At 48.9% G+C, this 25,817-nt stretch carries 23 protein-coding genes; 2 read left to right on the forward strand and 21 right to left on the reverse strand.

The features are described from left to right. Nucleotides 1-38: 38 nt before the first annotated feature. The 5 genes from KNO71_RS11955 to KNO71_RS11975 form a co-directional block, all read right to left on the reverse strand. Entirely contained in the window at nt 39-638 is a 600-nt protein-coding gene (locus KNO71_RS11955; protein WP_240499815.1) for an AmiS/UreI family transporter, read from the reverse strand. 104 nt (nt 639-742) lie between these two features. Next, entirely contained in the window at nt 743-1,603 is an 861-nt protein-coding gene (locus KNO71_RS11960) for a PPK2 family polyphosphate kinase (protein WP_078146815.1), read from the reverse strand. A gap of 95 nt (nt 1,604-1,698) precedes the next feature. After that, nucleotides 1,699-3,228, reverse strand: a complete 1,530-nt coding sequence (locus tag KNO71_RS11965; protein WP_214684387.1) for a M4 family metallopeptidase — start codon at nt 3,226-3,228, stop codon at nt 1,699-1,701. Between the two features lie 175 nt (nt 3,229-3,403). Beyond that, entirely contained in the window at nt 3,404-4,402 is a 999-nt protein-coding gene (locus KNO71_RS11970) for an ABC transporter permease (RefSeq protein WP_078146813.1), read from the reverse strand. Then, on the reverse strand, nt 4,395-5,315 hold the full coding sequence (locus KNO71_RS11975) for an ABC transporter ATP-binding protein (RefSeq protein ID WP_078146812.1): 921 nt from the start codon (nt 5,313-5,315) through the stop codon (nt 4,395-4,397). The genes KNO71_RS11970 and KNO71_RS11975 overlap by 8 nt, the downstream gene beginning before the upstream one ends. A gap of 118 nt (nt 5,316-5,433) precedes the next feature. On the opposite strand from KNO71_RS11975, the gene KNO71_RS11980 reads away from it, so the two are divergent. Further along, nucleotides 5,434-6,183 carry a GDSL-type esterase/lipase family protein gene (locus KNO71_RS11980; RefSeq protein ID WP_214688809.1) on the forward strand — a complete coding sequence of 250 codons (750 nt, stop codon included), beginning with the start codon at nt 5,434-5,436 and terminating at the stop codon, nt 6,181-6,183. Nucleotides 6,184-6,214: 31 nt separating this feature from the next. On the opposite strand, the gene KNO71_RS11985 is transcribed toward KNO71_RS11980, so the two are convergent. Further along, nucleotides 6,215-6,886 (reverse strand): hypothetical protein, encoded by a 672-nt coding sequence (locus tag KNO71_RS11985; RefSeq protein ID WP_078146810.1) that lies wholly within the window; start codon nt 6,884-6,886, stop codon nt 6,215-6,217. Then, the gene (locus tag KNO71_RS11990) at nt 6,873-8,003 is read right to left on the reverse strand and encodes a mandelate racemase/muconate lactonizing enzyme family protein (protein WP_078146809.1); all 1,131 of its coding nucleotides are present in this window, start codon (nt 8,001-8,003) and stop codon (nt 6,873-6,875) included. The genes KNO71_RS11985 and KNO71_RS11990 overlap by 14 nt, the downstream gene beginning before the upstream one ends. Nucleotides 8,004-8,082: 79 nt before the next feature. On the opposite strand from KNO71_RS11990, the gene KNO71_RS11995 reads away from it, so the two are divergent. Then, entirely contained in the window at nt 8,083-9,282 is a 1,200-nt protein-coding gene (locus KNO71_RS11995) for a hypothetical protein (protein ID WP_078146808.1), read from the forward strand. Nucleotides 9,283-9,297: 15 nt separating this feature from the next. Here the strand turns inward: KNO71_RS11995 and nhaC are convergent, their stop codons facing one another. The 14 genes from nhaC to KNO71_RS12065 form a co-directional block, all read right to left on the reverse strand. Next, nucleotides 9,298-10,698 (reverse strand): Na+/H+ antiporter NhaC, encoded by a 1,401-nt coding sequence (gene nhaC / locus KNO71_RS12000; protein ID WP_371816102.1) that lies wholly within the window; start codon nt 10,696-10,698, stop codon nt 9,298-9,300. 162 nt (nt 10,699-10,860) lie between these two features. Further along, the gene (locus KNO71_RS12005) at nt 10,861-11,949 is read right to left on the reverse strand and encodes an amidohydrolase (RefSeq protein WP_078146806.1); all 1,089 of its coding nucleotides are present in this window, start codon (nt 11,947-11,949) and stop codon (nt 10,861-10,863) included. Between the two features lie 16 nt (nt 11,950-11,965). Further along, on the reverse strand, nt 11,966-12,310 hold the full coding sequence (locus tag KNO71_RS12010; RefSeq protein ID WP_078146805.1) for a DoxX family protein: 345 nt from the start codon (nt 12,308-12,310) through the stop codon (nt 11,966-11,968). Nucleotides 12,311-12,366: 56 nt separating this feature from the next. Continuing rightward, nucleotides 12,367-13,632 (reverse strand): S1C family serine protease, encoded by a 1,266-nt coding sequence (locus KNO71_RS12015; RefSeq protein ID WP_214688811.1) that lies wholly within the window; start codon nt 13,630-13,632, stop codon nt 12,367-12,369. A gap of 111 nt (nt 13,633-13,743) precedes the next feature. Continuing rightward, nucleotides 13,744-14,562 carry a fumarylacetoacetate hydrolase family protein gene (locus KNO71_RS12020; RefSeq protein ID WP_074037123.1) on the reverse strand — a complete coding sequence of 273 codons (819 nt, stop codon included), beginning with the start codon at nt 14,560-14,562 and terminating at the stop codon, nt 13,744-13,746. A gap of 55 nt (nt 14,563-14,617) precedes the next feature. Further along, entirely contained in the window at nt 14,618-15,073 is a 456-nt protein-coding gene (gene nrdG, locus KNO71_RS12025) for an anaerobic ribonucleoside-triphosphate reductase activating protein (RefSeq protein ID WP_074037124.1), read from the reverse strand. Next, on the reverse strand, nt 15,051-16,901 hold the full coding sequence (locus KNO71_RS12030) for an anaerobic ribonucleoside triphosphate reductase (RefSeq protein WP_214688813.1): 1,851 nt from the start codon (nt 16,899-16,901) through the stop codon (nt 15,051-15,053). Before KNO71_RS12030 ends, nrdG begins: the two co-directional genes overlap by 23 nt. Before the next feature lie 191 nt (nt 16,902-17,092). Further along, a complete protein-coding gene (locus KNO71_RS12035) occupies nt 17,093-17,923 on the reverse strand; it encodes a formate/nitrite transporter family protein (protein WP_041918029.1) in 831 nt (276 codons plus the stop codon). A gap of 213 nt (nt 17,924-18,136) precedes the next feature. Continuing rightward, entirely contained in the window at nt 18,137-18,784 is a 648-nt protein-coding gene (locus KNO71_RS12040; RefSeq protein ID WP_214688815.1) for a 50S ribosomal protein L25/general stress protein Ctc, read from the reverse strand. 165 nt (nt 18,785-18,949) lie between these two features. After that, nucleotides 18,950-20,767: a DNA mismatch repair endonuclease MutL gene (gene mutL / locus KNO71_RS12045; protein WP_214688817.1), complete on the reverse strand. Its 1,818-nt coding sequence runs from the start codon at nt 20,765-20,767 to the stop codon at nt 18,950-18,952. A gap of 4 nt (nt 20,768-20,771) precedes the next feature. After that, complete coding sequence (gene mutS, locus KNO71_RS12050; protein ID WP_214688819.1) at nt 20,772-23,300, reverse strand: DNA mismatch repair protein MutS; 2,529 nt, start codon at nt 23,298-23,300, stop codon at nt 20,772-20,774. A gap of 53 nt (nt 23,301-23,353) precedes the next feature. Further along, nucleotides 23,354-23,785, reverse strand: a complete 432-nt coding sequence (locus KNO71_RS12055; RefSeq protein ID WP_012726155.1) for a YlbF/YmcA family competence regulator — start codon at nt 23,783-23,785, stop codon at nt 23,354-23,356. Nucleotides 23,786-23,843: 58 nt separating this feature from the next. Further along, entirely contained in the window at nt 23,844-24,302 is a 459-nt protein-coding gene (locus KNO71_RS12060; protein ID WP_214688821.1) for a GNAT family N-acetyltransferase, read from the reverse strand. A gap of 10 nt (nt 24,303-24,312) precedes the next feature. After that, a complete protein-coding gene (locus tag KNO71_RS12065; RefSeq protein ID WP_214688823.1) occupies nt 24,313-25,779 on the reverse strand; it encodes a phytoene desaturase family protein in 1,467 nt (488 codons plus the stop codon). Nucleotides 25,780-25,817 lie beyond the last annotated feature (38 nt).

The following is a 25,817-nucleotide window of genomic DNA, read 5'->3' on the forward strand; positions in this document are numbered from 1 at the left end:
TTGATCGCGCTCGATGACCTCGAATCATTTTCAATTCATCATGAAGCAATTTCAATCGTCTGTTTCGTACGTTTGACAGAAACGATGAAGTACAGGATTGCCGTACCGCTCGCCGCCCACCAAACCATGTCATACCATCCGTTCATCAGTCCAGCCATCCCAACCATCGCCGGGACAATCAGCGTCAACCATGATAATACGAGGGCGACACGTGCTGTGATGGTCTCGTTCGGTTTCCCGAGTCCCATTCCAAAGAAGAACAACGCCCAAAGGAATGACCAGAAGAACCACGTCAATGCCCCCATCGGATCACTTTCTGCAATCGCCATTGCGCCATAAAAAGCAGCTGCAATCGAAACGAATAATGAGAACCAGCCAACGCCACGTCCGTCTAAATTCAAAATAAACGTCACCCCTACATATAAATAAGTGAACGCAAATAGATAGATACTCGCAAGACCGAATTGCTCTTCTGGACTCGCCCCAATCAATAACCATGTGGCGATAAACGTTTGTAAGAGTCCCGTAAACAAACTAAAAAATCCTGCGCTCTTGCTATCCACTTTCCCGAGAAGAACGAGACTATTTAAAAACAGTGCGACGCCACCGAATAGTAAACTTACATTACCCACACTCATTACCCCTTTGTACAGATGTCTGACCTTTAATCTACTGTATCACTTTAGCTTGAATTCGCTTTCAGTGCAAGGGGATTTTTAAGTGTTCACGAGAACGCCACGCCTTACTCGTTCTCAAGGGTTTGGATGGCCTCGTCAATTCGCTCTTGTTCCTCATCCGTGAAAGTCGGATACTGTGGATCAATCCGTTCAAGAACTTCAATCATGACTGACGAAATAATTAAACGACTATACCACTCATCATCTGCCGGCAACACATACCAGGGTGAGACTTCCGTTGATGTGTGCGACAACATCTCGGCAAAGATTCCTTGATATTCTTCCCAATGCTGCCGCTCTTCGATGTCACTGAAGGAGAATTCCCAATTCTTTTTCGGATCCTTTAATCGTTCAAGCAAACGGTCTCGTTGTTTATCTTTAGATACATTGAAAAAGAACTTGATGACTTCGAATCCGTTTTCCTGTAAATAGCGTTCATAATCGTTGATTTGACGATATCGCATCTGCCAGACCTCTTCCTGGTCCATTTCCTCCGGAAGTACTTCGTCCCCCAACAAATCATGGACACGAGGCGCAATGACCTCTTCGTAATGGGATCGGTTTAAAATTCCGACCTGTCCTCTTTCTGGTAACAAATCATGCATTCGCCACAGATAGTCGTGCTTTTTCTCCGTATCGGAAGGTTTTTGAAACGCATTCGTCTTCAGTCCTTGGGCGTTCAAATTTGAAAAGATATAGCTGATCGCCTCATCTTTTCCACCCGCATCAAGCGCCTGCAAGACGACGATAATCCCTTTCTTACTCTCGGCATATAATCGCCAATGTAGTTCTTTCAATCGCTCGACACTGTTCGGAATGAGTTCAGTCGTCAAGGTGTCATCCTCCGGTTTGTCTGAAACAGTCGTTGGAATATCATCTAATTGAATCTTGCTGTTCGGTGACACAATAAATTCCTTCGTGTTCATACTCGTTCTCCTTTTCGCTCGACGTTCAACCTTGATTTACCCAAAAACTGCATAAGAAAATCCCTTCCGAAAATTTCGGAAGAGATGTTGAGAACTTAGTAGATTCCGACAGCGTCAAATGATTTCGCAGCTGATACCGCTTGCGGACTTGTCGCACCGTAAAGGTCTTTCGCAGATTGTACGACCGCTTGACGAAGGCTTGAGAAGTTAGACGTTGGTGTCAAGTAAACATTGAGGGCACGGTAGTAGATATCCCCCATCGCCATGACTCCCACACCTTGTACCGATACGCCGTAGTGCGATCCACCGTTACCTAAGAGGTATGCCGCTTTGTTGACGATACCTGAGTTGATGTGAACCCCACCATTATCTTGTGTGCCTGTGTAACGTTTTGAGTAGTGATCTGGGTCACCGTATGCAGCCGGGTTCGCCATCGAACGAAGTCCGTCGCCTGCTACACCTGGTGTGTAGATGTCTTCTCCTACCAACCAGTCGAAGTTAGTGCCGACGCTATATTCCGCCACTGTACCTAGGATATCCGATACTGCTTCATTGATCGCCCCAGACTCGTTTTGATAGATCAGTCCTGCCGTGTATTCCGTGACCGCGTGAGTCAATTCGTGAGCGACTACGTCAAGTGCACCTGAAAGATACGTGAACGTTTGACCGTCTCCGTCTCCGTATACCATCTTACTTCCGTCCCAGAACGCATTGTTGTAGCTACGGCTGTAGTGAACCGTTGAGTTCAATGCAGCTCCGGCGTTGTCATAGCTGTTCCGTCCGTAAGTGTTTTTGTAGAAATCATATGTCTTTGTCGCGTTGACGTGTGCAGAGACAGCGGCACGGTCATAAGTCGTGTTCAAGACGTTATCCACGTCAGCCCATAGCGAACCTGGGAGTGTCGTACGGTTTTTCGCATCGTACGTATAGATTCCCTTTCCACGCGTTGAATCTTGGAGATAATAGTAAGATCCGCTCTTCGTTGTCTTGAACGTTTGGCTGTAGCCGAGAACATCGATTCCCGTTCCCGTATATGTCGTACCTGTCACACCTTTCGTCGGTCTTGCATGAGCTAACTGGTCAAATTTATTAAGTACCTCACCCGTTCCAGCATCGATGAAGTATGTCCAACGTGACGGCTCTTCCGCTTCAAGGATTGTTCCGGTCACTTGATATGCATAAACCGACTTCTCACCTTTTGGATAAACAATCAATTCCGCTTCCGGTTCGAGCTCGTAGGCCCCTTTATGTCCGACAAGCTTTTTGTAACTCGCGATGGCTTTCTTTTCAGTTAACTTGATCGACTTATGTAGGTTCTTGACCGATTTCGCATCATCCACGACTGTCTTCAATTGACCCGCTTCATCTACGACACCGACTACCACACCACCGAATACTGGCACGCCATCAACTGTCTGTTGGAGCTTAACCACTTTCCCGACTTTGTCTGATTTCGACTCGATCGTCTTGAACTCACCTTTTGATTTGACGTACTCTTTTACAATCGTTGTCGGTGCACTTTCTGATGGTTTCGTCAGAGTGCCTGACTTCAATTCTGCCGCACCGACCAATTGTGGTACGAGCAATACGCCTGCGATTAATGATGTAGAAACAACTTTTTTCATGTGTTTACCTCCTTTGTGATGATTCTTACTTTACACACTTTCCCACAAAGGCTGTATCCATCTTTTTAATTATTTTGATAATTCATAATATTGAGTATTTAGAACCATTCATTCTATTTACGACCTAATTTTATCCAAAAAAAATTCGTGCTCCTTAGGAAAGGAGCACGAATCATTAATACACATCTTTTTGGGTAAAGTGGTAAAACGCATACGCCAAGGCGGCCATCGACCAAATGAGAATGACGAGGAGCGAAAACGGTAACGTCATCCCATCGATTGGGGGAGCCTGTCCTTCCAAATAGGTATGAAGACCGAAGTTGACGTTCACCAGGTATTTCGAGCTATCCCAGTTTGAGCCAAGCGATGTCAAGAGTGGCCCTGAGATGAGGACAGCCATCATGATTCCGATTCCAGTCGCCGTATTTTTCACCAAAACAGAAATCATGAGAGAGATTGTCCCGACCGCAGCCACCACGAGCCATGAAAGCCCCATCGACATAAGCAAGTACTCCCACATCGGCAACGTATGCACAAAGTCGGTCGAGAAGGTTCCGGTCGGCGAAGCTTGGAAACCGGTCAAAATCGGAGCATTCCATCCGTCCCAGCCGAGAACGATGCCGGATATGGCGTAACTGACGACGGCGGTCACAAATATTAAGATCGATGTATAAAGGAGCGTCGTCAGCCATTTGGCGAGTAAGATCTTATATCGCCGGACCGGTCGCGATAACAACGTCTTAATCGTTCCATCGTTATGTTCTCCGCTCACGATATCTGCCATCAATACAATAATGAACAGCGGTAGGACAAGCGTAGTCCCTTGGGAGAAGAAGACACGCATAAACGTCGGAGCTCCCGGATAATTCGGATTGATATCATTATCAAGATAATACTGATTCTGTTGGACTTGGAACTCAAGAATCTGCCGAAACTCGTCTTGGACGTTCGCGGAGGCGAGTCGGTTTTGTGTATCGATGATCTCTTGCTGGAGATCGACACGCCAATCAGTCGTTCCTTGTTCTTCGCGTTGTTTCTCGATTTGACGATAGTTCGCATACGTGAACATCGAAACAAGCACGATCAGGATGATGGAGACGACCATCAATCTGCGTTTCCGATGAATCTTGAGCACTTCATTACGAATGAGACCGAGCATCGATGGATTAGGCAATGTGATCACCGCCTGTCAACGTGATAAAGAGGTCCTCTAACGTTTGGACTCGGCGCTCGAGTCCGAACACCTCGACATCTCTTTCCATCAAATATCGATTCAACTTCGCCGTCTCTTCCACGTTCATGGAAATACGAATCGTTCGCTCGTCCACCACGTCCGCTTGGTCGATTCCTTCGTACCCTTGAACGATCGGTAATACTTCGAAGCTATTCGTTACATGTAAGTCGACCGTTGACGCGAGTTCTTCAATCAAAGCATGGACCGTCCCCACCTTGACAATCTTTCCTCGCGACATGATGGCGACTCGGTCCGCTAGTAGTTCAATCTCGGCCAGGATATGACTCGATACGAGAACACTCAGTCCCGTTTCTTCAACGAGTCGACGAATGAAAAGTCGTAAATCTCGAATCCCCATCGGATCGAGCCCGTTCGTCGGCTCATCCAAGATGAGCACCCGTGGATTGTTTAATAGCGCCTGGGCAATCCCGAGTCGCTGTCGCATCCCGAGAGAGTACGTCTTCACTTTATCATCGATTCGAGCGGTCAAATCGACGAGGTCAATGACTTCTTGGATTCGCTTATCATCGACTCCAGGTAACATGCGTGCGAACGCTTCTAAGTTCTCACGTCCGGATAAAAACTTATACAGCTCTGGATTCTCGACGATTGCGCCGATTTGACTCATCGCTTGGACAAATTGTTTGTCGACACGATACCCACAAATCGATACATTTCCTTTCGTCGGTTTGATCAAGCCAACAATCATTCGAATCGTCGTCGTCTTCCCGGCGCCGTTCGGTCCTAAAAATCCGAAGACCTCACCCGGGTAGACGTCTAACGAAATGTTATCGATAATCGTCTTTTTTCCAATCACTTTTGTAAGTTGATGTAGCTTTAACGTCGGTTCCATTGTCTCACCTCTTTCCTTATTCTATCGGACAAAAGTGAATCTGTCCTATTCGAACATTCACATAGGGCACATCCACACATTTTTGATATGATGTTCATATAGAAAGCGAGGTCAGCCCATGAAACAGTCGAAATGGTATGCATTTTTAAGTGGCGCCGTTCTTTTAACGGGAATCGCCTTATATGGTCTATGGATCGGCTATCAGGATATTGTCAATCCGCCGGAGCGAACACTTTCCGTCTCCGAAGACGAACGCCCTGAACCACAAGGAGACGTCTACGTCGCATTAGGCGATTCGTTGACACGCGGTGTCGGGTCAACATCAGGCGCAGGATATGTACAGCCTGTCAGCACTGCTCTTGAAGAAGAAGGCGTACGTACGCAAAACCTTGCCGTGTCTGGGGCACGAACAGAAGATTTACTCACACAACTCGAGCAACCTGAAGTGCGTCGAACGATTGAGAACGCACGATATATCACGTTGACCATCGGTGGAAACGATTTGTTCAACCGTGGGGAAAACGTCGATAACTTCGAATCCGTCGATATTCAACAAGTGGTCACGGATGCGAAGACGAATTTAGAAACGATTTTCACTGAAATTCGTTCACTCAACGATTCGGCAACCATCGTGTATATCGGTCTATACAATCCGTTTCAAAATGATCAGAATGGACAAGCATTCAATCAGCTCATCCTCGATTGGAACGCATCAGCGAAACAATTGGCGAATGCGCAGAATATCGATGTGATCGACCCGTTCGCCTACATCTCTGACTTATCAAGAGATTTAGCGACCGATCAGTTCCACCCGAGTGACCGTACGTATGAGAAATTCGCGAATGATGTACTCTTCGTTCTCGAATAAACAAAATCCTCGTCAGCTTGACGAGGATTTTTTACTTCTCATATCGAACAATCCACTGTTCCCCTTGTTTCATCATGCCCGTCCCGACCCAACCGGCTTGAAGCAACTCAACTTGTCGCCCACGATTTTCCATCGGTACATCTTGCGCAACTGATGTGGGATGCCACGAACGATGCATCTCTTTGTAAAAGATATAGCGGAGTTTCCCGCCATACTTTTCTTTCAACGCCCCGATTCGGAGTCCAAGCGTGAACTTGTCTTTCATGCTTGGAATATTGAACGGTGCGACAGTCGCACAGACGACATCGAAACGGTTATCCGATTCAACTTGTTTCATTAGTAGTTTGCCCAAATGTGTCTGTAGTCCATATCCACGGAAGTCTGGATGGACGTTCGTCACTTCCTGATACAGGACACGTTCAAGCGAATCCTCCGGCCATCCGATATCTCGCCCTAGATGCTCCGCATCAATCGGTGGGATGAGCATCGCTCGGAACGCGATAATCCGACCATCTGATTTTGCCCCAATCAACGTCTGATCCGTCAACAGTTTCGTGAACTCTTCAACCGATAACGATTGATAGTGCTCCGGTTCAGCCAACGCCTGAATGACCGTATCTTGAACGGTTAACAGTTCCGGTAAATCGGACAAGCCTAGGACGCATACATGAAGTGAAAGGTCTTTGATCTCACCTTGCCACATGCGACTCATCTCCAACCACGTAAGATTCCGTCGTCAATTCACGTAACACGTCCTCATCGACGTCAATACCGAGTCCCGGACGATCGTTCAGCGAGATGATTGGTAAATCATATGATAAGTTTCCTACATCTTTCCCGAACCGGAGCGGACCCGTCAACTCGACCGTCTTCACGATTTTACTCGAGAAAGCGACATGGAATCCTGCACTCGATGCAATGGAGGATTCGACCATAGAACCAATCTGGCATTCGATTCCGGACATCTCCGCCATATGGACCAACTTCTTCGCTGGATAGATGCCACCGCACTTCATCAGCTTGATGTTCGCTTTATGGGCTGCCTGCATCATCGTCAAGCGTCTCATATCGTGAATATCTTTCAACCCTTCATCCATCATGAGCGGGACGGAGATTTTTTGTTTCACTTCGAGCATGCCTTCAAAATCATCCGCCTTGACCGGTTGTTCGACCCAATCGATGCCATACGGTTCGAGTAGACGCATGGCTTGAACCGTATTGGCCGCGTTGATCCATCCCTGGTTAACGTCGACTCGAATCGGCACGTCATTTCCTACCGCTTCCCGTACCGCTTTGACACGCGCCACGTCCGTTTGCACATCGACTCCGACCTTCATCTTCACTGCCGTATAACCTCGTTTCATTTGTTCGAGTGCCTCTTGTGCCATATGGTTCGGCTCTCCGATACTCAAGACGTGCGTGACTGGGAATGACTCATGGTACCGACCGCCAATCCATTCGTAGATTGGTTGATTCAGCTTTTTCCCGATCACATCATGACACGCGATGTCAAGTGCTGCTTTGGCAGCCGGAACACCACGAATCGCACGGTCCATCTCGTCATGAATATGCTCTAGGTGCATCGGATTTTTTCCGATTAAGAGCGGAGCCAATAGATGACGGAGTACACTGACCGTGCTCTCAGCGGACTCACCCGTCACATGCTCATCCGCCACGGCTTCTCCATAACCGACAAGTCCACATGCGGTTGTCATTTTGACGATGACAGAAGGCATATCATCATAACGGTGATAACTGACGATGAATGGTACCTTTAATGGAAAGCGAACCGAGAAAATTTCTATTTTTTGAATATTCATGTTCATCACTCCTTTACTTCAACTGTCCTTTCCTCTATATTGTCGTTATATAGTCGCTAAATTGCAAGGGGGATTTTACATGTCCATCCATATCGCCGTTGTCGGCTCACCATCGTTTTTACAACAGGTACAGAACGGTTCTTCCTTACCCGATGTTCGAATCGAGGGATTTCCTTATGATGACCCGCGAGAAGCGAAAGACATCGCTACAAAACTCCTATTTTTTGACGGAGTGTTCTTCTCCGGTTCATTCCCTTATACGTATGCGATGGAGGAAGCGAACCTTCCATTTGCCCATCACGTCGTTCAAGATGATGTCGTGTTATTGACGTCACTTTTATACGTGACATTGACACAACAGCTCCGAATCGAAGAGCTCTCCATCGATCTCGTTGATGCGTCACGACTTGAATCAATTTTAGCATCGTTTCCAAGCCACATGTCGCCACCGCAAGTGAAAGAACTTAGTCCGTATATGAATTTCGAAGAGTTGATTTCGTTTCATGAGCAACTTCAACGAACTGGGACGACTCGATTCGCCTTGACAAGTGTCGAACGAGTCCATCGACACTTAGTGGAAAATGGTTTTGCTAGTCAGCTCATGATTGAGCCAGAAGAGAGAATTTTCCACCACTTCCATGATTTTATTCAACAGATTCGATTGAACAAATCAGACCAGTCACAACTCGCCGTGCTCTTCTACTCGGATGCCAGTGAAGATACGCTCAACCATGTGACAACACATCATTATTTCGGTGGTAAATTGATGGAGACCACTCAAGACGGTATCGTCCTATTATCGAGTAAAGGAAAGATTGACTCCGCCATGTCAAACGGTTCCATCTTGTCAGAGAACATTTCTGGTCATGTAGGGATCGGGTATGGGTCCGATTATCAACGCGCCGTTGAGCATGCCGAACTTGCCCTTCATACGACAAACAATGCCGCTATACGCATCGTCGACGATTCAAAACGAATGACGTTCACCGACCAACCGGCACCGATTCATTTCCGCGTCACGCAAACGCGTGTCTATGACATGATGAAACAGACGGGTATGAGTCCGACCAATATCGAAAAGCTCATTCATTTTTCAATGGACCATCTCGAGTTTACAGCGAAAGAGTTGACCGACCATTTGAATGTGACACGTCGCACGACAGAGCGACTCATCAAAAAATTGGTTGATGCAAAACTCGTTCATCCGATTGGCGAAGAGATGAGCTACAGCCAAGGTCGTCCGCGCACCGTCTATAAATTTCAATTCCCGGTCGATTGACGACCGGGAATCGTTTTATTGAGCCGCTTGTTCCGCGACAGGTTCTTCCTGTTGAATGACCGCGATGCGCTCAATCGTATATCCCGTGAAGGCATATACAATCGAAATGACCGGTACAATGAAGTTCAAGACGGCATACGGTGCATATTCGAATGCTCCGACCCCGAGTGTGCCGAGGATGAATACCCCACACGTGTTCCACGGGATAAACACGGAAGTCAACGTTCCTCCATCCTCGAGGGCACGAGATAAGTTTTTCGACTGTAATCCCATTTTTTCATACGCTCCAGCAAACATGCGTGACGGGACGACGATTGAGATGTACTGCTCCGAGCACGTCGCATTCGTCGCAACTCCCGCTAAAATCGTTGAAGCGATCAATGAACCTGCCGTTTTCGCCAACTTCAAAATTTGGTTCATAATGGATTGTAGCATCCCCGAATATTCTAAAATCCCACCGAACGTCATCGCGACGATGGTCATCGAGACCGTGTACATCATCGCATCAAGACCACCTCTACTGAAGAGGTTATCGACCAGTTCATTACCCGTATCAATGACATAGCCACTTTGAAGAGCGCCTACGCTGTCTGCAAGCGTTCCGCCTTGAATGAACACTTGAGCCAAGAAACCTAGGGCAATCCCGACGACGAGTGCTGGAATCGCCGGCACCTTCTTTGCGACGAGCAAAATGACGGCGAGTGGAACGAGGAGTAACCATGGTGAGATGACAAAACTGTCCTCTAAAATCGTCAATGTCTGTGTGATTTCAGACGAGTCTGTCGAAGAATCTGCAAATCGTCTACCGAGCCATGCGTATACCCCGAGTGCAATGATGAGTCCTGGAATTGTCGTATAGAGCATGTGTCGAATATGTACGAATAAATTCGTATGAGTTAATCCTGCCGCCAAGTTTGTCGTGTCTGACAAAGGCGACATCTTATCCCCGAAGTAAGCTCCTGAGATGACCGCCCCCGCTACCATCGGCGCCGGTATCCCCATACTCAGCCCGATGCCCATCCCCGCTACTCCAATCGTCCCCATCGTCGACCATGAACTCCCGATTGAGAGCGCGACGACCGCACAGATGAGACAAATCGTTAACAAAAAGTATGCCGGTGAGATGATCTTCAGTCCGAAATAGATCATCGTGGCAACAATTCCTCCACCGATCCATGCCCCAATCGTCAACCCGACCAAAATGATGATGACGACTGCCGGTAAGGCGAGACGAATCCCTTTATACATCATCTCTTCAATCTCTTTCCACTTGAACCCGTGACGCCAGGCGACGATTGAAGCGACTGCCGTTCCGACGATGAGCGGGATGTGTGGTCCTTGACCGAGCTTAACGATCGAGATGAGCATGACGACGATCATCACCCCGAGTGGCAAGAGCGCCCACCCTAACTTCATGTCTTGCTTGTTCCCCGTTGTTTTCATCTAACTTCCTCCCCTATAGCGAAAATTCAGAATTGTCGTTATATTGTCGCTAATAACGTTATGATAGCGCTTGCAAGGAGTGGATGCAATAAAAAAATGAGTGGACAGACATCTGTCTATCCCACCCATCTTGATTTATGTTGCTGCAATCCGGAGCGCATCCGCGAGCAGGCGTGCCCCATCTTCTAACGCGTCACGGTCAAACGTCATATGCGGATGATGAAGACCTGGACCTAAATCAGCGCCGATGCCAATCATCGTTGCATCAAGTGACGGTTTCTCGACGGTATAAAAATGAAAATCATCGCTACCTGACGTGACGATCCGTTCAACGAGAGCCGACTCACCGAAGCGTTTCTCAATCGCTCGCTTGGCGATTTGGCTAGACTCTTCCCCAACGACGGCTCCCGGTGTAAAGTCTTGCCACTCCCATTCAAGTTTCACACGATGAAGCTGGCCGACCTGGAGTAACATGTCTTCGACACGATTGCGCAGTTCGAGCAATTCTTCATTTTGTTGGGCACGGACGTCAATCGAGAACGTCGCATTTCCTGGAATGATGTTCATGTTGTCACTCCCGGCGTGTACCTTCGTCAACTTGACAGAGTGCGGCTCAAACGGTGACAAGTAAATGCTTTTAAGCATGTGTTGAATCGTGAAGATGACATCGAGTGCGTTTTGTCCTTGATGTGGTCTCGCACCATGCGCATCATCCCCAATGACCTCCCCCTTTAAGAAGAAGGCAGCACCATGTTGAATCGCCGCCGCATATTGTCCCCTTTTCAACTCTTCTTGTGGACGTAAATGGATTCCGAATAGTTGCGTCACGTCCTCTAACGCCCCTCGTTCGATCATGGCGAGCGAACCATTCCCTTGCTCTTCGGCAGGTTGGAAGATGAAACGGATTCGCTTTTGTAACGTTTCGTCTTTCAACTGTTCGAGCGCACCGAGTACCATGCTGATGTTCGCGTCGTGCCCACATGAATGGTTCGCTCGAAACGTACCGTCCACTTGTTGCCATAACGCGTCGATATCGGCGCGGACCGCAATCACTTCTTCTCCCGATCCAATCTCCGCGATTACTCCGGTCACGTCCTCAAACGTTCGATGGGGAATCGACCAGTCTGATAAGATGGATGCGATTGTTCGAGTCGTCTCGACTTCTTTCCAACTGATTTCTGGATGAGCATGGAAATGCTCAAACCACTTGAGTACGCTTGTCATATGTATCTCCACACCTTTATATTTTTTTGACACCTTTGATCAAAACCCATTGAAGCGGGAGTCGTCCCCATGTAATCCATTTCGGAATGACCTTCCCACCGATTCTAGATGGCTTGACGGCCATGTTGATATTTGCCGGGAAGACGGCGATAAAGAATGCCGGTAGCGTCCGTTTCACGAACGATGTTCCCTTGTTGAGTAAGAGCATCGCCCCGAACACGACTTCAACGACTCCGCTTAGTTGCACCATCAGTCGGCGGAACGGCCAAGATTTCGGAATAATCGACATGAACGCCTTCTCTCTTACAAAATGTAAAATTCCTGCCCCGAATAGTAACACCCCATATAAATTTCGTACCATAACTCATCCTCCTTTTGTATAAGCATAGCAAAAAAGGCGGGCATATTGCCCACCTTTTACAATGCAGAACCGTTCGCATTTTGAATCTCGACTTGAACCGTCTCCGTTTTTCCGTCCCGGATATATTCGATGTCGACCGTTCCGTCCGTATCGCGAATTAATTCACTACGGAGGTCGATGAACGAGCTGACGTCTTTGTCATTGATTTTCACGATGACGTCACGTGCCTTAAGACCCGCTTTCGCAGCTGAACTATTTTGTTGCACTTCCACGATGATTGTTCCCCCCGTCACCGATTCAGGCAAGTTGATTTGTTCCGTCAAGTAACCTTGAGGGAACTCTGATACGTCACGAAGTGAGACGCCGAGTGACGGATGATTCACTTCTCCCGTCTGTTCGATTTGATTGATGAGCGGAAGGGCGATGTCGACTGGGATTGAGAATCCGACTCCCTCGACTTCTGCTGTCGCAATTTTCATCGAGTTGATTCCGACGAGTTGTCCTTCTTCGTTGATTAACGCACCACCTGAGTTACCTGGGTTGATGGCCGCATCCGTTTGAATGACCTCGGCATTGAAGTCGGCCTGTCCGTTCTCATCCGTATCGACGGGTACGAGGCGTGACGTCGATGAGACGACACCGCGTGTCACGGAGTTCTCGAATTGTCCAAGCGGATTCCCGATGGCGATGACCGTTTGACCCGGTTTCAACTCGCTCGATTTGCCGATTGAGATGACGGCCGGTACTTTGTCAGCGTCCACTTTCAAGACGGCCAAGTCATACGTCGCGTCACTTCCCATGAGTGTCGCTTCCGCAGTCGTTCCGTCATTAAAGGTGACCGTCAGCTTGTCCGCTCCGTTGACAACGTGATGGTTCGTCGCGATAAATGCCGAGTCACCTTCTTTTTTATAGATGACACCTGATCCGACTCCAGCCTCGACCGCCTCACTCGAGAATCCGCTTTGGGCGAAGTTGTTTACAGTCACGACGGCCGGTTGAGCGGTCGCGACGGCATTTGTGACCGAAGAATCGGATACGTTCGATGACGTTTGGACCGGAGTCCCTTGCGAGGTCACGTTCGTATCACTCACACTCGTAGCCGGTTGGTCGATAAACGGATATGCGATTGCGCCCGTCAACAACGCCCCGATGACTCCACCGACAAGTCCCGGGAACATACGGCTGACGAATGACGGTTTTGTTTGTGTTCGTACCATTGTCTCTTCTCGGTTGGATGAACCGAGTTCTGTATCTAACCAATCTTTTTGTTGCTCTGATTCATGTAATTGATCGCGTTCATTTGATTGATCGTGACGATCCATAATGATTCATCTCCTCTGTGTTATCTTCTACCCTTACTATAACGAAGAGGAACACTCATTTATAAAATGATAAATGAATTACAAGATTCTTCACATTTTACGTCATTTCATTCAGACAATCACATTTCTTAACGTACCGAGACCTTCAATCGTCACTTCGACCGTGTCTCCCGTTTGTAGATACGTCGGTGGCGTCATCCCGTGCCCAACTCCAGCTGGTGTACCCGTCGCGATGACGTCGCCCGCTTCGAGCGTCATGCCTTTCGACAGTGTACGAATGAGTTCATCAATCGGACGAATCATATCGGCTGTCGTCCCATCTTGACGCGTCTCCCCATTGACACTTGTTTTGATTTGGAGAGGGAACTGGAGCTCGTCCGGTGTGACGACGAACGGTCCCATCGGACAAAACGTATCGAACGACTTGCCACGGAAGAATTGGACATGTTCTTTTTGCACGTCTCGAGCCGTCACATCGTTTAGAATGGTGTAACCGAAAATGTGCTCCTCGACCGCTTCGATGTCTCGTCCAGACTTGCCGATGATGACGGCGAGCTCACCTTCATAGTCAAGTTTGTCCGTCAATTCAGGATGACGCTCAATGACCGCTTCCGGACCGACGACCGAGGTCGGTGCTTTCGTGAAGATGACGAGTTTCCCTGCTCCTGCTGTATCCATCTCTTTCACGTGTTCTTCGTAGTTCTTGCCGATACAAATCACGTTTTTCAATGGACGGTACGGGGCGAGTAGTTTCACATCCGTCATTCGGTATGAGGGCGCCACATCCAAATCGATATCTGGTTCGAACTCACGCGCGATCACTTCTAATAAATTTGTCGTATGTACTTGATTGCTGACATCGTAGACGAAATCGCCTTTGACAATCCCCACTCGTTGCTCTTCTTGCATCTCAAAACTGCACCATTTCATTGAAAACTCCCCCTTTTTCAACATTATACAAAAAATCGAGACATCTCTGCCTCGATTATACTTTATTCAAAAAGATGATTCGTTGATTACTCGATCCTCGAAAACGAAGTCCCATATCTCGTAGCGACTGCTCGTAACGACCGTCGACGAGCACATCGGCGTAGTCCAACACGGTTTGAATCGCTTCGTCATGCATCGCTTCCAACTGTTCGAGCGTATAACCAGTATACACCCACACATTTTTACCGAGCGACTTACATGCCGTGACGAGTTTTGCTAACGCTGACGATTGAAGAAACGGTTCGCCTCCAGATATGGTCACCCCGTCCCAACCACTGAGCTTGACGCGCTGAACAAGTTCCTCTACTTCGACATCCTCACCCCCGGTTGGATTCCACGAGGAAGGATTGTGACACCCTTTACAGTGATGCGGACAGCCAGCAGTAAAGATGACCGTCCGAATCCCCGGTCCGTCAACGACGGATTCTTCAACGACGGATAGAATGCGCATCGTGTTTCACCCTCGCCCGCTCTTCTTCTCGCTTCGCCGTATTCCAACGGTCCATCGTCCCGACCAAATAACCGGTGATGCGGCGGATTCGTTCAATGTTTGTATCCTCGCCACACGTCGGACAGGCATCGTCAATCAGTCCTTCTAACCCACAATTTCCGCAACGATCGACCGGATGATTGATGGAACCGTAGCCGATATCATGCTGTCGCATCAAGCGGACAATCGATTCCACCGCTTCCGCATTGTGGGCAAGTGACCCATCGACTTCGACATATGAAATATGTCCCGCGTCACACAATGCGTGATACGGTGCCTCGATTCGGATTTTCTCACGAATTGATACAGACTGATAGACCGGCACGTGGAATGAATTTGTATAAAAGGCACGATTAGTGACACCTTCAATCATCCCAAACGTTTCCTGGTCTCGCGTCACAAATTTACCTGACAATCCTTCTGCCGGTGTCGCGAGCAACGAAAAATTCAAGTCGTACGTTTCGGCTGCCGCACGTATGCGATTGGCCAAGTGCGTGACGATATCGAGACCGAGTCGTTCCGCTTCACGCGACTCAGCATGTGTACCTCCCGTCAACACCTTCAACGTTTCAGCGAGTCCGATGAACCCGAGTGAGAGCGTTCCTTGTTTCAGCACATCTCGGACTTCATCATGAATATGTAACTGCTCACTTCCACGCCAGACCCCTTGTGTGTAGAGGAAACGGAATTCTTCAGCGCGACGCGTACATTGATACTCGAAACGCTCAATCAACTGTTCGATCCCGATGTCGACATAGCGGTTGAGAATGCTGTAAAAATCCGAGATCGACTCCGAGACAAGTGCCATCTTCACCAAGTTGAGTGTGGAAAAGGAAAGATTGCCACGACCGATCGACGTCTCTTCTCCGTGTCGGTTTCCCATGACCCGAGTGCGGCAACCCATATATGCCACTTCAGATGCATGCGTCCCATCATAGTAAGCGGCATTGAACGGGGCATCGATGAAGGAAAAATTCGGAAATAGCCGTTTTCCTGTGACCCGACACGCTTCACGGAAAAGATCGACGTTCGGATCGTCCTCCCGAAAGTTGATTCCTTCCTTCACTTTAAAGATTTGAATAGGAAAAATCGGAGTCTCCCCGTTCCCTAACCCACGTTCCGTGGCACGAAGTAGCTCTCGAATGAGGATACGTCCCCACTTTGATGTGTCCGTTCCATAATTGATCGAAACAAAAGGCACTTGCCCGCCACCTCGTGAGTGCATCGAGTTCGCATTGTGGATGAATGCCTCACACGCCTGATACGTCGCCGAAATCGTCTCTTCTTCCGCGAGTGTCTCCAATTGCGTTTCTTCCCAGTCAACGGGTAAGGATTGAAGTCGGCTCAGTTGACGCTCATATGTCTTCTCGACATACGGTGCCAAGTCGACGTCAAACATTGGGAAGGCCTGCCCCCCATGCTGCATGTTTTGATTCGCTTGAAGGATGATCGACGCGAGTGCCATGGCAGAGCGAATGTCCTTTGGCGACCGGATCGTCCCATGTCCCGTATGGAAGCCGTCTTTCAACAATTGACCGAGTGGAATTTGACAACATGTCGTCGAGCCTGTGATGTAATAGTCGGCATCGTGCACGTATAAAAAGTTATCAGTGACGGCTTGTTTTGACCGTTCCGACATCAAATACGTCTGCGATAGTTCTTTCGACACTTCTGAAGAGAGTCGTGCTAGTTTTCCGAGCGGGGATTTGCCGTCCACATTCGCATTCTCTTGTACCAAGTCTTGGTCTGGTAAGACGCAGACGTCCTCATACAACTGCAGTAATTTCAAAACGCATCACCTCACTATATATGGATTCAAAACATTCATATTCGTTTTAAGAATCCTATATATAGATTATGGCATGTGTTTTTCTCGATGGTCACGAGTCGATATTGTGACAGTTTACGTGTGATCATACGATAAAAAAGAGCCTCGTCTTCGGTAAGACAAGGCTCTACGTTATATGTGACAAACATCATTTATTTAACCGCTTTTACAACTTTTAATTCGACTTCTTCTTCTAATTCTTGTGCTTCACGGAGACCTTTCGAGTTCAACCACGTATAGATGGCTCCCATGAAGAGCGCTCCACCGATGATGTTACCGAACGTCGCAGGAATCAAGTTATGAATCGCACCTGCCATGCTGATCGTCTCAGGGTGTGGGACGACGAGCGTCAAGGCGAACAAGACGAAGTTGGCGATGACGTGGTCGAATCCTGAAGCGAAGAAGACCGCGACAAGGAAAATCATCGAGAAGATTTGAGCGAACTCATTTTTCATTTGTTTCGGTAAGAAAATAGCGAGACAGACCATCCAGTTACAGAAGATGGCGCGGAAGAAAATTTCAACCGTCGTATGATGCATTTTACTTTCAACAACGGAGAACAACCAGTTGTTCATCCCGAGTTCTTGGATGACGCCAGTCGGTGCAAGTAGTAAGGCGAATAGGATTCCCCCGAGTGCGTTCCCGACGAAGCAGAGCAACCAGACGAGCATCGTGTCGCTGAGCGTCGTATAACCACGAAGCGTCGACGTTGTGAAATACATCGTATTTCCCGTGAACAACTCAGCTCCCCCATAGATGATCATGACGAGCGCGATCCCGAACGAGAAGCCTCCGATGAGTGTCGTGAACGGAGATTCCGCTAAATACATACCGTTGACGACTTTCAACGTGAAGATTGAGGCAAAGCCGATAAAGATCCCGGCTAACATTGCCCGTAAAAAGTATTCCATTGGACGATAATGAATCATTTGCGAGGAAGCCTGTGCTTTTTTCCGTAATGATTCGAGTGCATGGATTTCCATTGATGCCATGTCACAAACCCTTCTTTCTGAATAATTAAATAGGAAAGTATCAGTTCGAATATGTGAAATCATTAACAATATAAACTGTACAGTCTCTGTTGGCAATCACCTCTAGAAGGAATTGACAGAGTGTTCACATCGTAATCGTTTACATGTGGCGGATTTGTGACAAACAAAAAAGTGCTCCGATTTCTCGAAGCACTTGTGTAACTCTTATTCTTTATCCTCAGACGATTCTTCAGCTTCTTCCGATGAAGCTTCTGATGCTTCCTCTTGAGTTGAACCTTCTTCCGACTCTTCCTCTTCAACTTCTGCAACCGGCTCATTCACAGAGGCGATGTGCATATCTGGTTCCGAGACAATCGTGTACGATTTGTCTTCTGGAAGATCTGCTACCGTCACCGAATCACCGATTCCAAGCTCTGAGACATCGAGTTCGATGCGTTCTGGGATGTTGGCAGGTGTCGCAGCGACCGTCACTTTATAAAGTGACTGGGCGAGATATCCGCCTTCTTTGACGCCTTTCGCGTCGCCAACAAGGACGATATCCGCTTCAACTTCTGTCTCTTCATCCATCTTCACGGCCATGAATTCGACGTGCTGATAGAAGTTTGTGAACGGATCCGTTTCTGATCCGTGCACGAGCGTATTGATTTTATTTCCATCGTAATGGAGTTCAATCAAGGCATTGTCACCATGGTCTCGGAGAATTTTACGAAGGTCCATCTCGTCAAACACGATTGGTGTGCTGTCTACTTTGTAGCCGTAGACGACGCCTAACGCTTTTCCTTCGTTACGCAACTTCGTGCGTAGTGATCGTGGGCGTAATTCTCGTTTTGATACTTGAAGTTTGTTCGTCATTTTCTTTTCCTCCTACATGGATATACATTTCATGTCGACATCTTGAGGGTGAGGCAGTGAAAAAGCCACCTCTCAACCTCGATGCGTTGAGTGACATGTGTATAGTTTTCCCATGTGGGCTCCTGCATAAACGTTACATCGTGTTAAAACAAGGTAACAAGACGATTACATGACGCGTTTAAATAACTTCTCAAGCTCATACGTGCTCCATTTCACGAGAATCGGTCGCCCGTGCGGACAGGTAAACGGAGACGTCGTACGACTCAAATCATCAATCAATTGTCGCATCATCTCCCTATTGAGTGGATGGTTCGCTTTGATCGATCGTTTACACGCCATGAGGATTGATGCTTCTTCGCGATATTTCGCGATGTCGATTGACCGCTGTTGAATGGCCATCTCCACCAGATCACGAATCGTGCCCTCTAAGTCATGTTGCGGATACCATGTCGGAATCTCACGGACAAGGAACGTGTTACCCCCAAACGGCTCTAACGTGATGCCTGCATCCGCTAGAAGCGGGAGCACTTCTTCGATAGCGAGCGTCTCTTCTTGCGTGAACTCTAACGTCAGCGGAATCAATAGAAGCTGATACTCTTTTTCCGGACGTCCTAACTGCTCATAAAACAACTCATACTTGATGCGTTCCTGAGCGGCATGTTGGTCCATCACGTACATCCCGTCTTCCGCTCCACAGATGATATAACTCGAATGCAGTTGCCCGATGACGTCTAACGCCGGAAGACGCTCCGACTGATGTACAGGCTCTTCGACCTGTTTTGGTTCAATCATCTCTGGTTCCGGTTCATGAACGAGCGGCGCCGGGTTCCACTGGGAAGGAGACGTGAGCGACTCTTTTCGCTCGCGAGGAATCGGATAGTTCCACTCGACCGGATCTGCCTGTTTAGGTTGGGGCTCCATCGAAAAGTCGAGTTTCGACTGTTCAGAAGGTGTCACACGTTTCGGCTTCGGATCTTGTTTCACAGACGGAATGAGACGTTGTTCCCGGAGTGTCAATTGTACGGTCTCTCGGATGAGCTGGCATAGTTCTTTTTCTTTCGACAAACGCACTTCACGTTTCGTCGGATGGACGTTCACGTCAATCAACATCGGGTCCATCTTCACTTCGAGCACGGCAATTGGATAGCGACCGATCGGTAAGAGCGTATGGTAGCCTTCAAGCACGCTTTGGGTCAGTGCAAAGTTCTTGATGCTTCGACCGTTTAAGATGAGAGTCACGTACTGTTTGTTCGAACGGGTCACTTCCGGGCGCACGAGATGGGCGCTCAGCGTATAATCGTTCGTCTTGCTCGACGCCGTGACGATTTGTGCGGCGACTTGGCGACCATAGATGGCAAGCATGACTTGTTTCAAGTCTCCATTCCCGTTCGTACGCAACAATTCTTTCTCTTCATGAAAGACGGTGAATCGAATCTCCGGATGAGACAGCGCTAAACGGTTCAACGTATCCGTAATACTTGCAAGTTCCGTTGCTGACGTCTTCAAATATTTCAGCCGTGCCGGTGTGTTGAAGAAGAGCTGACTGACCGCAATTTCGGTCCCGACGTTCGTCGCCGTCGGATTCGTCGCCTTGACGACTCCACCTTCAAGCGTCATCTCAAAACCATCCTCATCTGCTCGCTTTGACTTCAAGGAGACGTGGCTGACCGACGCAATCGAGGCGAGCGCCTCACCGCGGAAGCCGAGCGTCCGAATCCGAAACAAGTCATGCTCGTCCCGGATCTTACTCGTCGCATGCCGCAAGAAGGCTCGCGCCGCATCTTCTTCATGGAACCCATGCCCGTTATCTCGCACTTTGATTAGACGGATGCCCGCCTCTTGTAAGTCGACGTCTACTTTCGTCGCTCCCGCGTCAATCGCATTTTCGACTAATTCTTTGACGACGGAAGCCGGTCGCTCGACGACCTCCCCGGCTGCGATTCGGTTCGCGAGCTGTTCAGGTAACTCTCGAATGATTCCCATCGACTCACCCTTTCTTTGCGGTCTGTTGCAGTTCGTAGAGCGCCTGCATCGCTTCGATTGGATTCATTGCCAATAGATCGAGTTTGAGCAGCTGTTCTCGAACAGCGTCATGCGACTCGAACAATGACAACTGGCTGACTTCTTCCACTTGAGGTGGAGCAGATTGCTCGTTCAAAGCTGGTTTCGTTGCTTCGGATTCGAGTTCTGACAGAATCGTCCGGGCCCGGTCAATCAATGAATCCGGAAGTTCAGCCAATTCCGCCACATGAATCCCATACGATTTATCGGCACGTCCCGGATGCACTTCGTGGAGGAAGACGACTCGTCCATCCCGCTCAATCGCCCGGACATGAACATTCTCAAGTGTCGGAATCGAATCTTCGAGCACTGTCAGTTCATGATAGTGCGTAGAGAAGAGTGTCTTCGCACCGATTGACGAGGCGATATATTCAACGATTGCCTGTGCGAGCGCCATCCCGTCATACGTCGACGTCCCGCGACCGATTTCATCCAATAGAATCAGACTATTGCTCGTCGCCTCGGTAACGGCTTGGCGCGTCTCGGTCATCTCGACCATGAACGTCGACTGTCCGCTCACCAAATCGTCCGCCGCACCGATTCGTGTGAAGATGCGGTCAAAGAGCGGGAGTTCCGCCGCTTCTGCCGGGACGAATGAACCGATTTGATGAAGGATTGCAATCAAGGCAAATTGACGCATGTACGTCGATTTACCGGACATGTTCGGTCCGGTGATGAGTAACATTTGACGTGTGTCGTCAAGCGTCAAGTCATTGGCGACATATTCGCCTCGCGGCAAGACCGTTTCAATGACAGGGTGACGCCCGCGTTCGATTTGTACATGCTTCGCTGTAATTGGACGCACATACTCCCGTTTCTCGGCTACGACGGCAAGGGCGAGGAGAACATCCAACTCACTGAGTGAGCGAGCCAGCTGCTGAAGGGGCTTCGTATACGTCTTCACTTCTTCGCGAAGTGCGACAAACAAATCATATTCGAGCGTACAGCTCTTCTCTTCCGCTCCTAAGATGAGCGCTTCCTTCTCTTTTAACTCAGGTGTAATGTAACGTTCCGCATTCGTCAATGTCTGCTTCCGCTCATAACGCCCTTCTTCGAGCAACTTCGCATTTGCTTTCGTCACTTCCAAGTAGTAACCGAATACGCGGTTATACCCGACCTTCAACGACTTGATGCCGGTCGCGATGCGTTCCTGTTGCTCGAGGTTGGCAATCCACGATTTCCCGTTCGCTTTCGCTTCTAACAGTTCGTCGAGCTCTTCCGAGTATCCGTGACGAATCATCCCACCTTCTTTCGTCGAGATCGGTGGTGAATCGACGAGGGCAGCCCGAAGCTGTTCACTCAACGTCTCGAACGAGTCGAGATTTTGTTCGATTTGCTGCAAGCGATCCGCTTTCACTGTTTGTAAGAGTGACCGGACAGAAGGCATCCGCTCGAGCGTGTCGCGAAGTTGGACGAGATCTCGCGCATTCGCCGTCCCGTACCCAACTTTAGCGACAAGGCGTTCGATATCGTAGACTCGCTTCAGCTCTTCTTGTAGTTGATCGCGCAACATGAAGTCGTCCACCAAGTTCTCGACGGCATCCTGTCGCTCTCTGATGCCTTGCTCTGTATAAAGTGGCTGTTCGAGCCAACGTTTCAACAATCGACCGCCCATCGCCGTCGTCGTCTCATCAAGGAGTGAAAGGAGTGACCCTTTCCGGTCCCCTGAACGAGCCGAACGGAACAACTCAAGATTTCGGGCCGTGTTGGCGTCAAGTTGCATATGCTGTTCAACCTCATAGGCGACAGCTGGTTGCAAGTGGTCAAGTGAACGTTTCTGTGTTTTCGTGAGATAGGCAAACAGCAACTCAAATGCCGAGCGTTGTGCCTCATCTTTTGCACCTTGTGCGAGTGGACTATTCCGCTTGTCCACTTGAATCGAAAGTGGGATCCCGGTCTGTCGCAATAAATCAGCGAGTCGTTCATCCTCGACGATGACCTCGTTCGGAAGCAATCCTTCGATTTCCCGCAAGACGGTCTCTTCTGACGAGAGTGTCGTCAACCATGATTCCCCCGTCGTGACGTCACCGCGAGCAATTCCGAATCGCCCTGCGACGTCCGAGATGGCGACGAGATATCGGTTTTCTTTTTCACTGAGTGACGCCATATATGTACCCGGCGTGATCACTTGGATGACTTCCCGTTTCACGAGTCCCTTCGTCGCTTTCGGATCCTCCATCTGTTCACAGATGGCGACGTTAAAACCTTTTTCAATCAATTGTTCAATGTAGATTGCTGCGGAATGATGCGGAACGCCACACATCGGAATCGGATGCTCGGCCTGCTTTCCGTTTTTAGAAGTGAGCGTGAGCTCTAACTCTTTTGCAACAATTTGTGCATCTTCAAAAAACAACTCGTAAAAGTCGCCGAGTCGATAGAATAAAAAGGCGTCCGGATAGTCGGCCTTGATAGAGAAATATTGTTTCATCATTGGTGTCTGATGGACTTCTTGCATGTTGATTCACCTCTAGAAAGTACAACAGCTGACCATCGGCCAGCTGTGTCGTTTTAGTATCCGCAGCCGCCGCGTGCTTGTTCAGCCGCCATGCCGCTCCCTGTCTTTCCTGCAAGGACGTCACCGTCCGTCGATTCGATGATGCGGTCCGTCACGGAGTTCGCGAGCGTCACCGTCACGTATTGAAGCAAATCGTTCACTTCGACTTGAGTTTCCTGGAACGCTTGAACGACCGGAATTGAATCGAGTTCTTCCATCGCTTTATCAATCTTTTGCTCGACTTTCGCAAGTGCTTCCGTCTTACCATAGTGCTTACAGTTGACGGCTTCTTTTTGTAAGAACTTGATTCGTTTAATCAAAGTCTGTACGCGGTCACTTCCGTTTACTTTCGCTTCCGCTTCTTTGAAGCGCGCCACTTCTGGTGTTTGTGCTAATACATCTGCCAATTCTCTTGCTTTTGCAATTACTTGTTGATCGGTCACCATTGTAAACCCCTTTATGTCTATAATGTAATCGTGCTCAAAAGCACGTGAATGTTCTTTCTCATTCTAACATGAACGATTCCGAAACGGTACTAGCGGGATTCGTTGATTCACGTAACATATCGACATGTGGAATACTATCTTCTTGATACACATCACTCGTCCGTTTGAAGCCAAACGAGGCATAAAAAGGTTCCACATACGTCTGCGCTTGCAGATATAATGTCTCATGACCGAAGTCCTTGATCGCTGCATCCATCAAGAGGCGGGAATACCCTTTCCCTCGATGCGTCGCTTTCGTGACGACACGTCCAATGGCGACCGGAGATGCTTCCGCCAGCACGCGAAGCGCAGAGACGATCTCTCCATCTTCTTCAATCCAATAATGGATGGCTGCTACGTCCTTACCATCCACCTCTTGGTACGGACAGTTCTGTTCGACCACGAATATCTCAGTTCGTAATGCCAGTAAGCGATACAATTCCATCGTTGTCAGTTCATCAAACGCTTTTTTCTTCATCAGTATCCCCCTAATCAATCGTCACCCCGAGTGCCCGGGCGACATGTAATCCGCTCGTCATCGCGCCAATCGTCCCCGCTCCTGGAAATACGGTATCCCCGCACACAAAAAAGTTCGGCAAGTCGGTGCGATAACTCGCAGCGCGAAAGAGCGCCTGGCTAGGAGTCTGCGCATAACCTCCGACTGCCCCATGCGGTCGCTTCGTATACTTCACCCATGCCCCGGGTCCACCAGGAAGAAGTAGTGACGACTCGCGGTCCCAAGCGGGAAAAGCAGTTGCGACGACGTCGACGAGACGATTGGTCCATTCTTGCTCTAGTTTCTCATATGCCGCCCGGTCTTTCCAATGTTGCCATTCTGATAAATCGATATGTGTGGATACCGTGATGGTCCGTTCCGGTTTTTCTGTGCGCAACACGTCATCCGGCGCGGACATGGAAATGAACGCATGCCCACTCGGTAATCGCTCGTGATAGATTTGTTGAAACAGCGGTTTCTGTCGACACACATCCTCAGGCAAGACGAGATAGAGACTGAACGTGCCCCATTGCGACTGCTTCAACTGTCTGCGGTATTGTCGTTTGAAGCATCGTTGTTCTTGTCCTCTCAGAAGTTCGCTCGTCCGCTCAATCGGGATGGCGGAAACAATGACATCGACTAGTTCAAGTCGTCCTCTTCGATCGGTGATGAGCCATCCATCCGTCACTCGTTCGATGGACTGGACGTCTCTCCCTAATTTCGTCTCCCCACCAAACGTCCGTACGGCGCGCTCTAACGCATGAGCCAATTGATACAGTCCACCTTCCACATAGTACGCTCCTTCGTGATAGACTGACAGCGCCACTGCACCGAGTAAATGACTCGCTTCTTTCGCACCGGTCTGCAAACTGTCGAGCAGGACGCCATCGATAAATCGCTCGAACATTGTACCGTTTAATCCATGACGAGCTAACGTGTCACCGAGTGGCCGCTGGAGTTTGAGGAGCGTTGTGATTTGATTCGACCGGAACCCTTTTAGTGCATAGATCATATCCGAGACCGTGCGAAGTGGAAGAGCAGGTAACTGCTGAAACAACGGACGAATCCTCTCAAAATCGTCCCACACTTCACGGTAAAACGCATGGATTGACCCATAATGCTCTGAGAATACGCGACTGAGCTCATCAAGCAGACGCTTGCGGTCGCGATAGTAGGTGACGGTGACGTCAGGCAGTTGAATGTCCATCACCGCGTCCAGTAACGTCACCTCGACCGATTCGCCCAATTTCTGAAGAACCCGCTGATGGACCCCTCCTCGTTCGAACCCCATCCCGAGCGTTGCCCCTGCAGGAAACAAATAGTCACCCCGTTGAAACTTGCCGGCACACCCACCCCACTCACGCGATGCTTCTAATACAATCACATCATGCCCTTTCTGCTGCACGAGCGCAGCTGCAGTCAAACCCGCAACGCCTCCACCTACGACCCCGATTTTCATATACATCCCTCCTCTTTATATCATACCTGCTCATTCAA

Source organism: Exiguobacterium sp. s163, assembly GCF_018617135.1.
In the GTDB taxonomy this organism is placed as follows: Bacteria; Bacillota; Bacilli; order Exiguobacteriales; family Exiguobacteriaceae; genus Exiguobacterium; species Exiguobacterium profundum.

Excerpts from the sequence above, each read along its gene's own strand:
- nhaC (WP_371816102.1), bottom strand. The coding sequence starts at position 10,698 with ATGAAGTTAGGGTGGGCGCTCTTGCCACTCGGGGTGATGATCGTCGTC.
- KNO71_RS11955 (WP_240499815.1), bottom strand. The coding sequence starts at position 638 with ATGAGTGTGGGTAATGTAAGTTTACTATTCGGTGGCGTCGCACTGTTT.
- KNO71_RS11960 (WP_078146815.1), bottom strand. The coding sequence starts at position 1,603 with ATGAACACGAAGGAATTTATTGTGTCACCGAACAGCAAGATTCAATTA.
- KNO71_RS11995 (WP_078146808.1), top strand. The coding sequence starts at position 8,083 with ATGTCCATCCATATCGCCGTTGTCGGCTCACCATCGTTTTTACAACAG.
- KNO71_RS12065 (WP_214688823.1), bottom strand. The coding sequence starts at position 25,779 with ATGAAAATCGGGGTCGTAGGTGGAGGCGTTGCGGGTTTGACTGCAGCT.
- KNO71_RS12020 (WP_074037123.1), bottom strand. The coding sequence starts at position 14,562 with ATGAAATGGTGCAGTTTTGAGATGCAAGAAGAGCAACGAGTGGGGATT.
- nrdG (WP_074037124.1), bottom strand. The coding sequence starts at position 15,073 with ATGCGCATTCTATCCGTCGTTGAAGAATCCGTCGTTGACGGACCGGGG.
- KNO71_RS11980 (WP_214688809.1), top strand. The coding sequence starts at position 5,434 with ATGAAACAGTCGAAATGGTATGCATTTTTAAGTGGCGCCGTTCTTTTA.
- KNO71_RS12060 (WP_214688821.1), bottom strand. The coding sequence starts at position 24,302 with ATGAAGAAAAAAGCGTTTGATGAACTGACAACGATGGAATTGTATCGC.
- KNO71_RS11985 (WP_078146810.1), bottom strand. The coding sequence starts at position 6,886 with ATGTGGCAAGGTGAGATCAAAGACCTTTCACTTCATGTATGCGTCCTA.
- KNO71_RS12015 (WP_214688811.1), bottom strand. The coding sequence starts at position 13,632 with ATGGATCGTCACGATCAATCAAATGAACGCGATCAATTACATGAATCA.
- KNO71_RS12055 (WP_012726155.1), bottom strand. The coding sequence starts at position 23,785 with ATGGTGACCGATCAACAAGTAATTGCAAAAGCAAGAGAATTGGCAGAT.
- KNO71_RS12040 (WP_214688815.1), bottom strand. The coding sequence starts at position 18,784 with ATGACGAACAAACTTCAAGTATCAAAACGAGAATTACGCCCACGATCA.
- KNO71_RS12010 (WP_078146805.1), bottom strand. The coding sequence starts at position 12,310 with ATGGTACGAAATTTATATGGGGTGTTACTATTCGGGGCAGGAATTTTA.
- KNO71_RS11965 (WP_214684387.1), bottom strand. The coding sequence starts at position 3,228 with ATGAAAAAAGTTGTTTCTACATCATTAATCGCAGGCGTATTGCTCGTA.
- KNO71_RS11975 (WP_078146812.1), bottom strand. The coding sequence starts at position 5,315 with ATGGAACCGACGTTAAAGCTACATCAACTTACAAAAGTGATTGGAAAA.
- KNO71_RS12035 (WP_041918029.1), bottom strand. The coding sequence starts at position 17,923 with ATGGAAATCCATGCACTCGAATCATTACGGAAAAAAGCACAGGCTTCC.
- KNO71_RS12005 (WP_078146806.1), bottom strand. The coding sequence starts at position 11,949 with ATGACAAGCGTACTCAAGTGGTTTGAGCATTTCCATGCTCATCCAGAA.
- mutL (WP_214688817.1), bottom strand. The coding sequence starts at position 20,767 with ATGGGAATCATTCGAGAGTTACCTGAACAGCTCGCGAACCGAATCGCA.
- KNO71_RS11990 (WP_078146809.1), bottom strand. The coding sequence starts at position 8,003 with ATGAATATTCAAAAAATAGAAATTTTCTCGGTTCGCTTTCCATTAAAG.
- mutS (WP_214688819.1), bottom strand. The coding sequence starts at position 23,300 with ATGCAAGAAGTCCATCAGACACCAATGATGAAACAATATTTCTCTATC.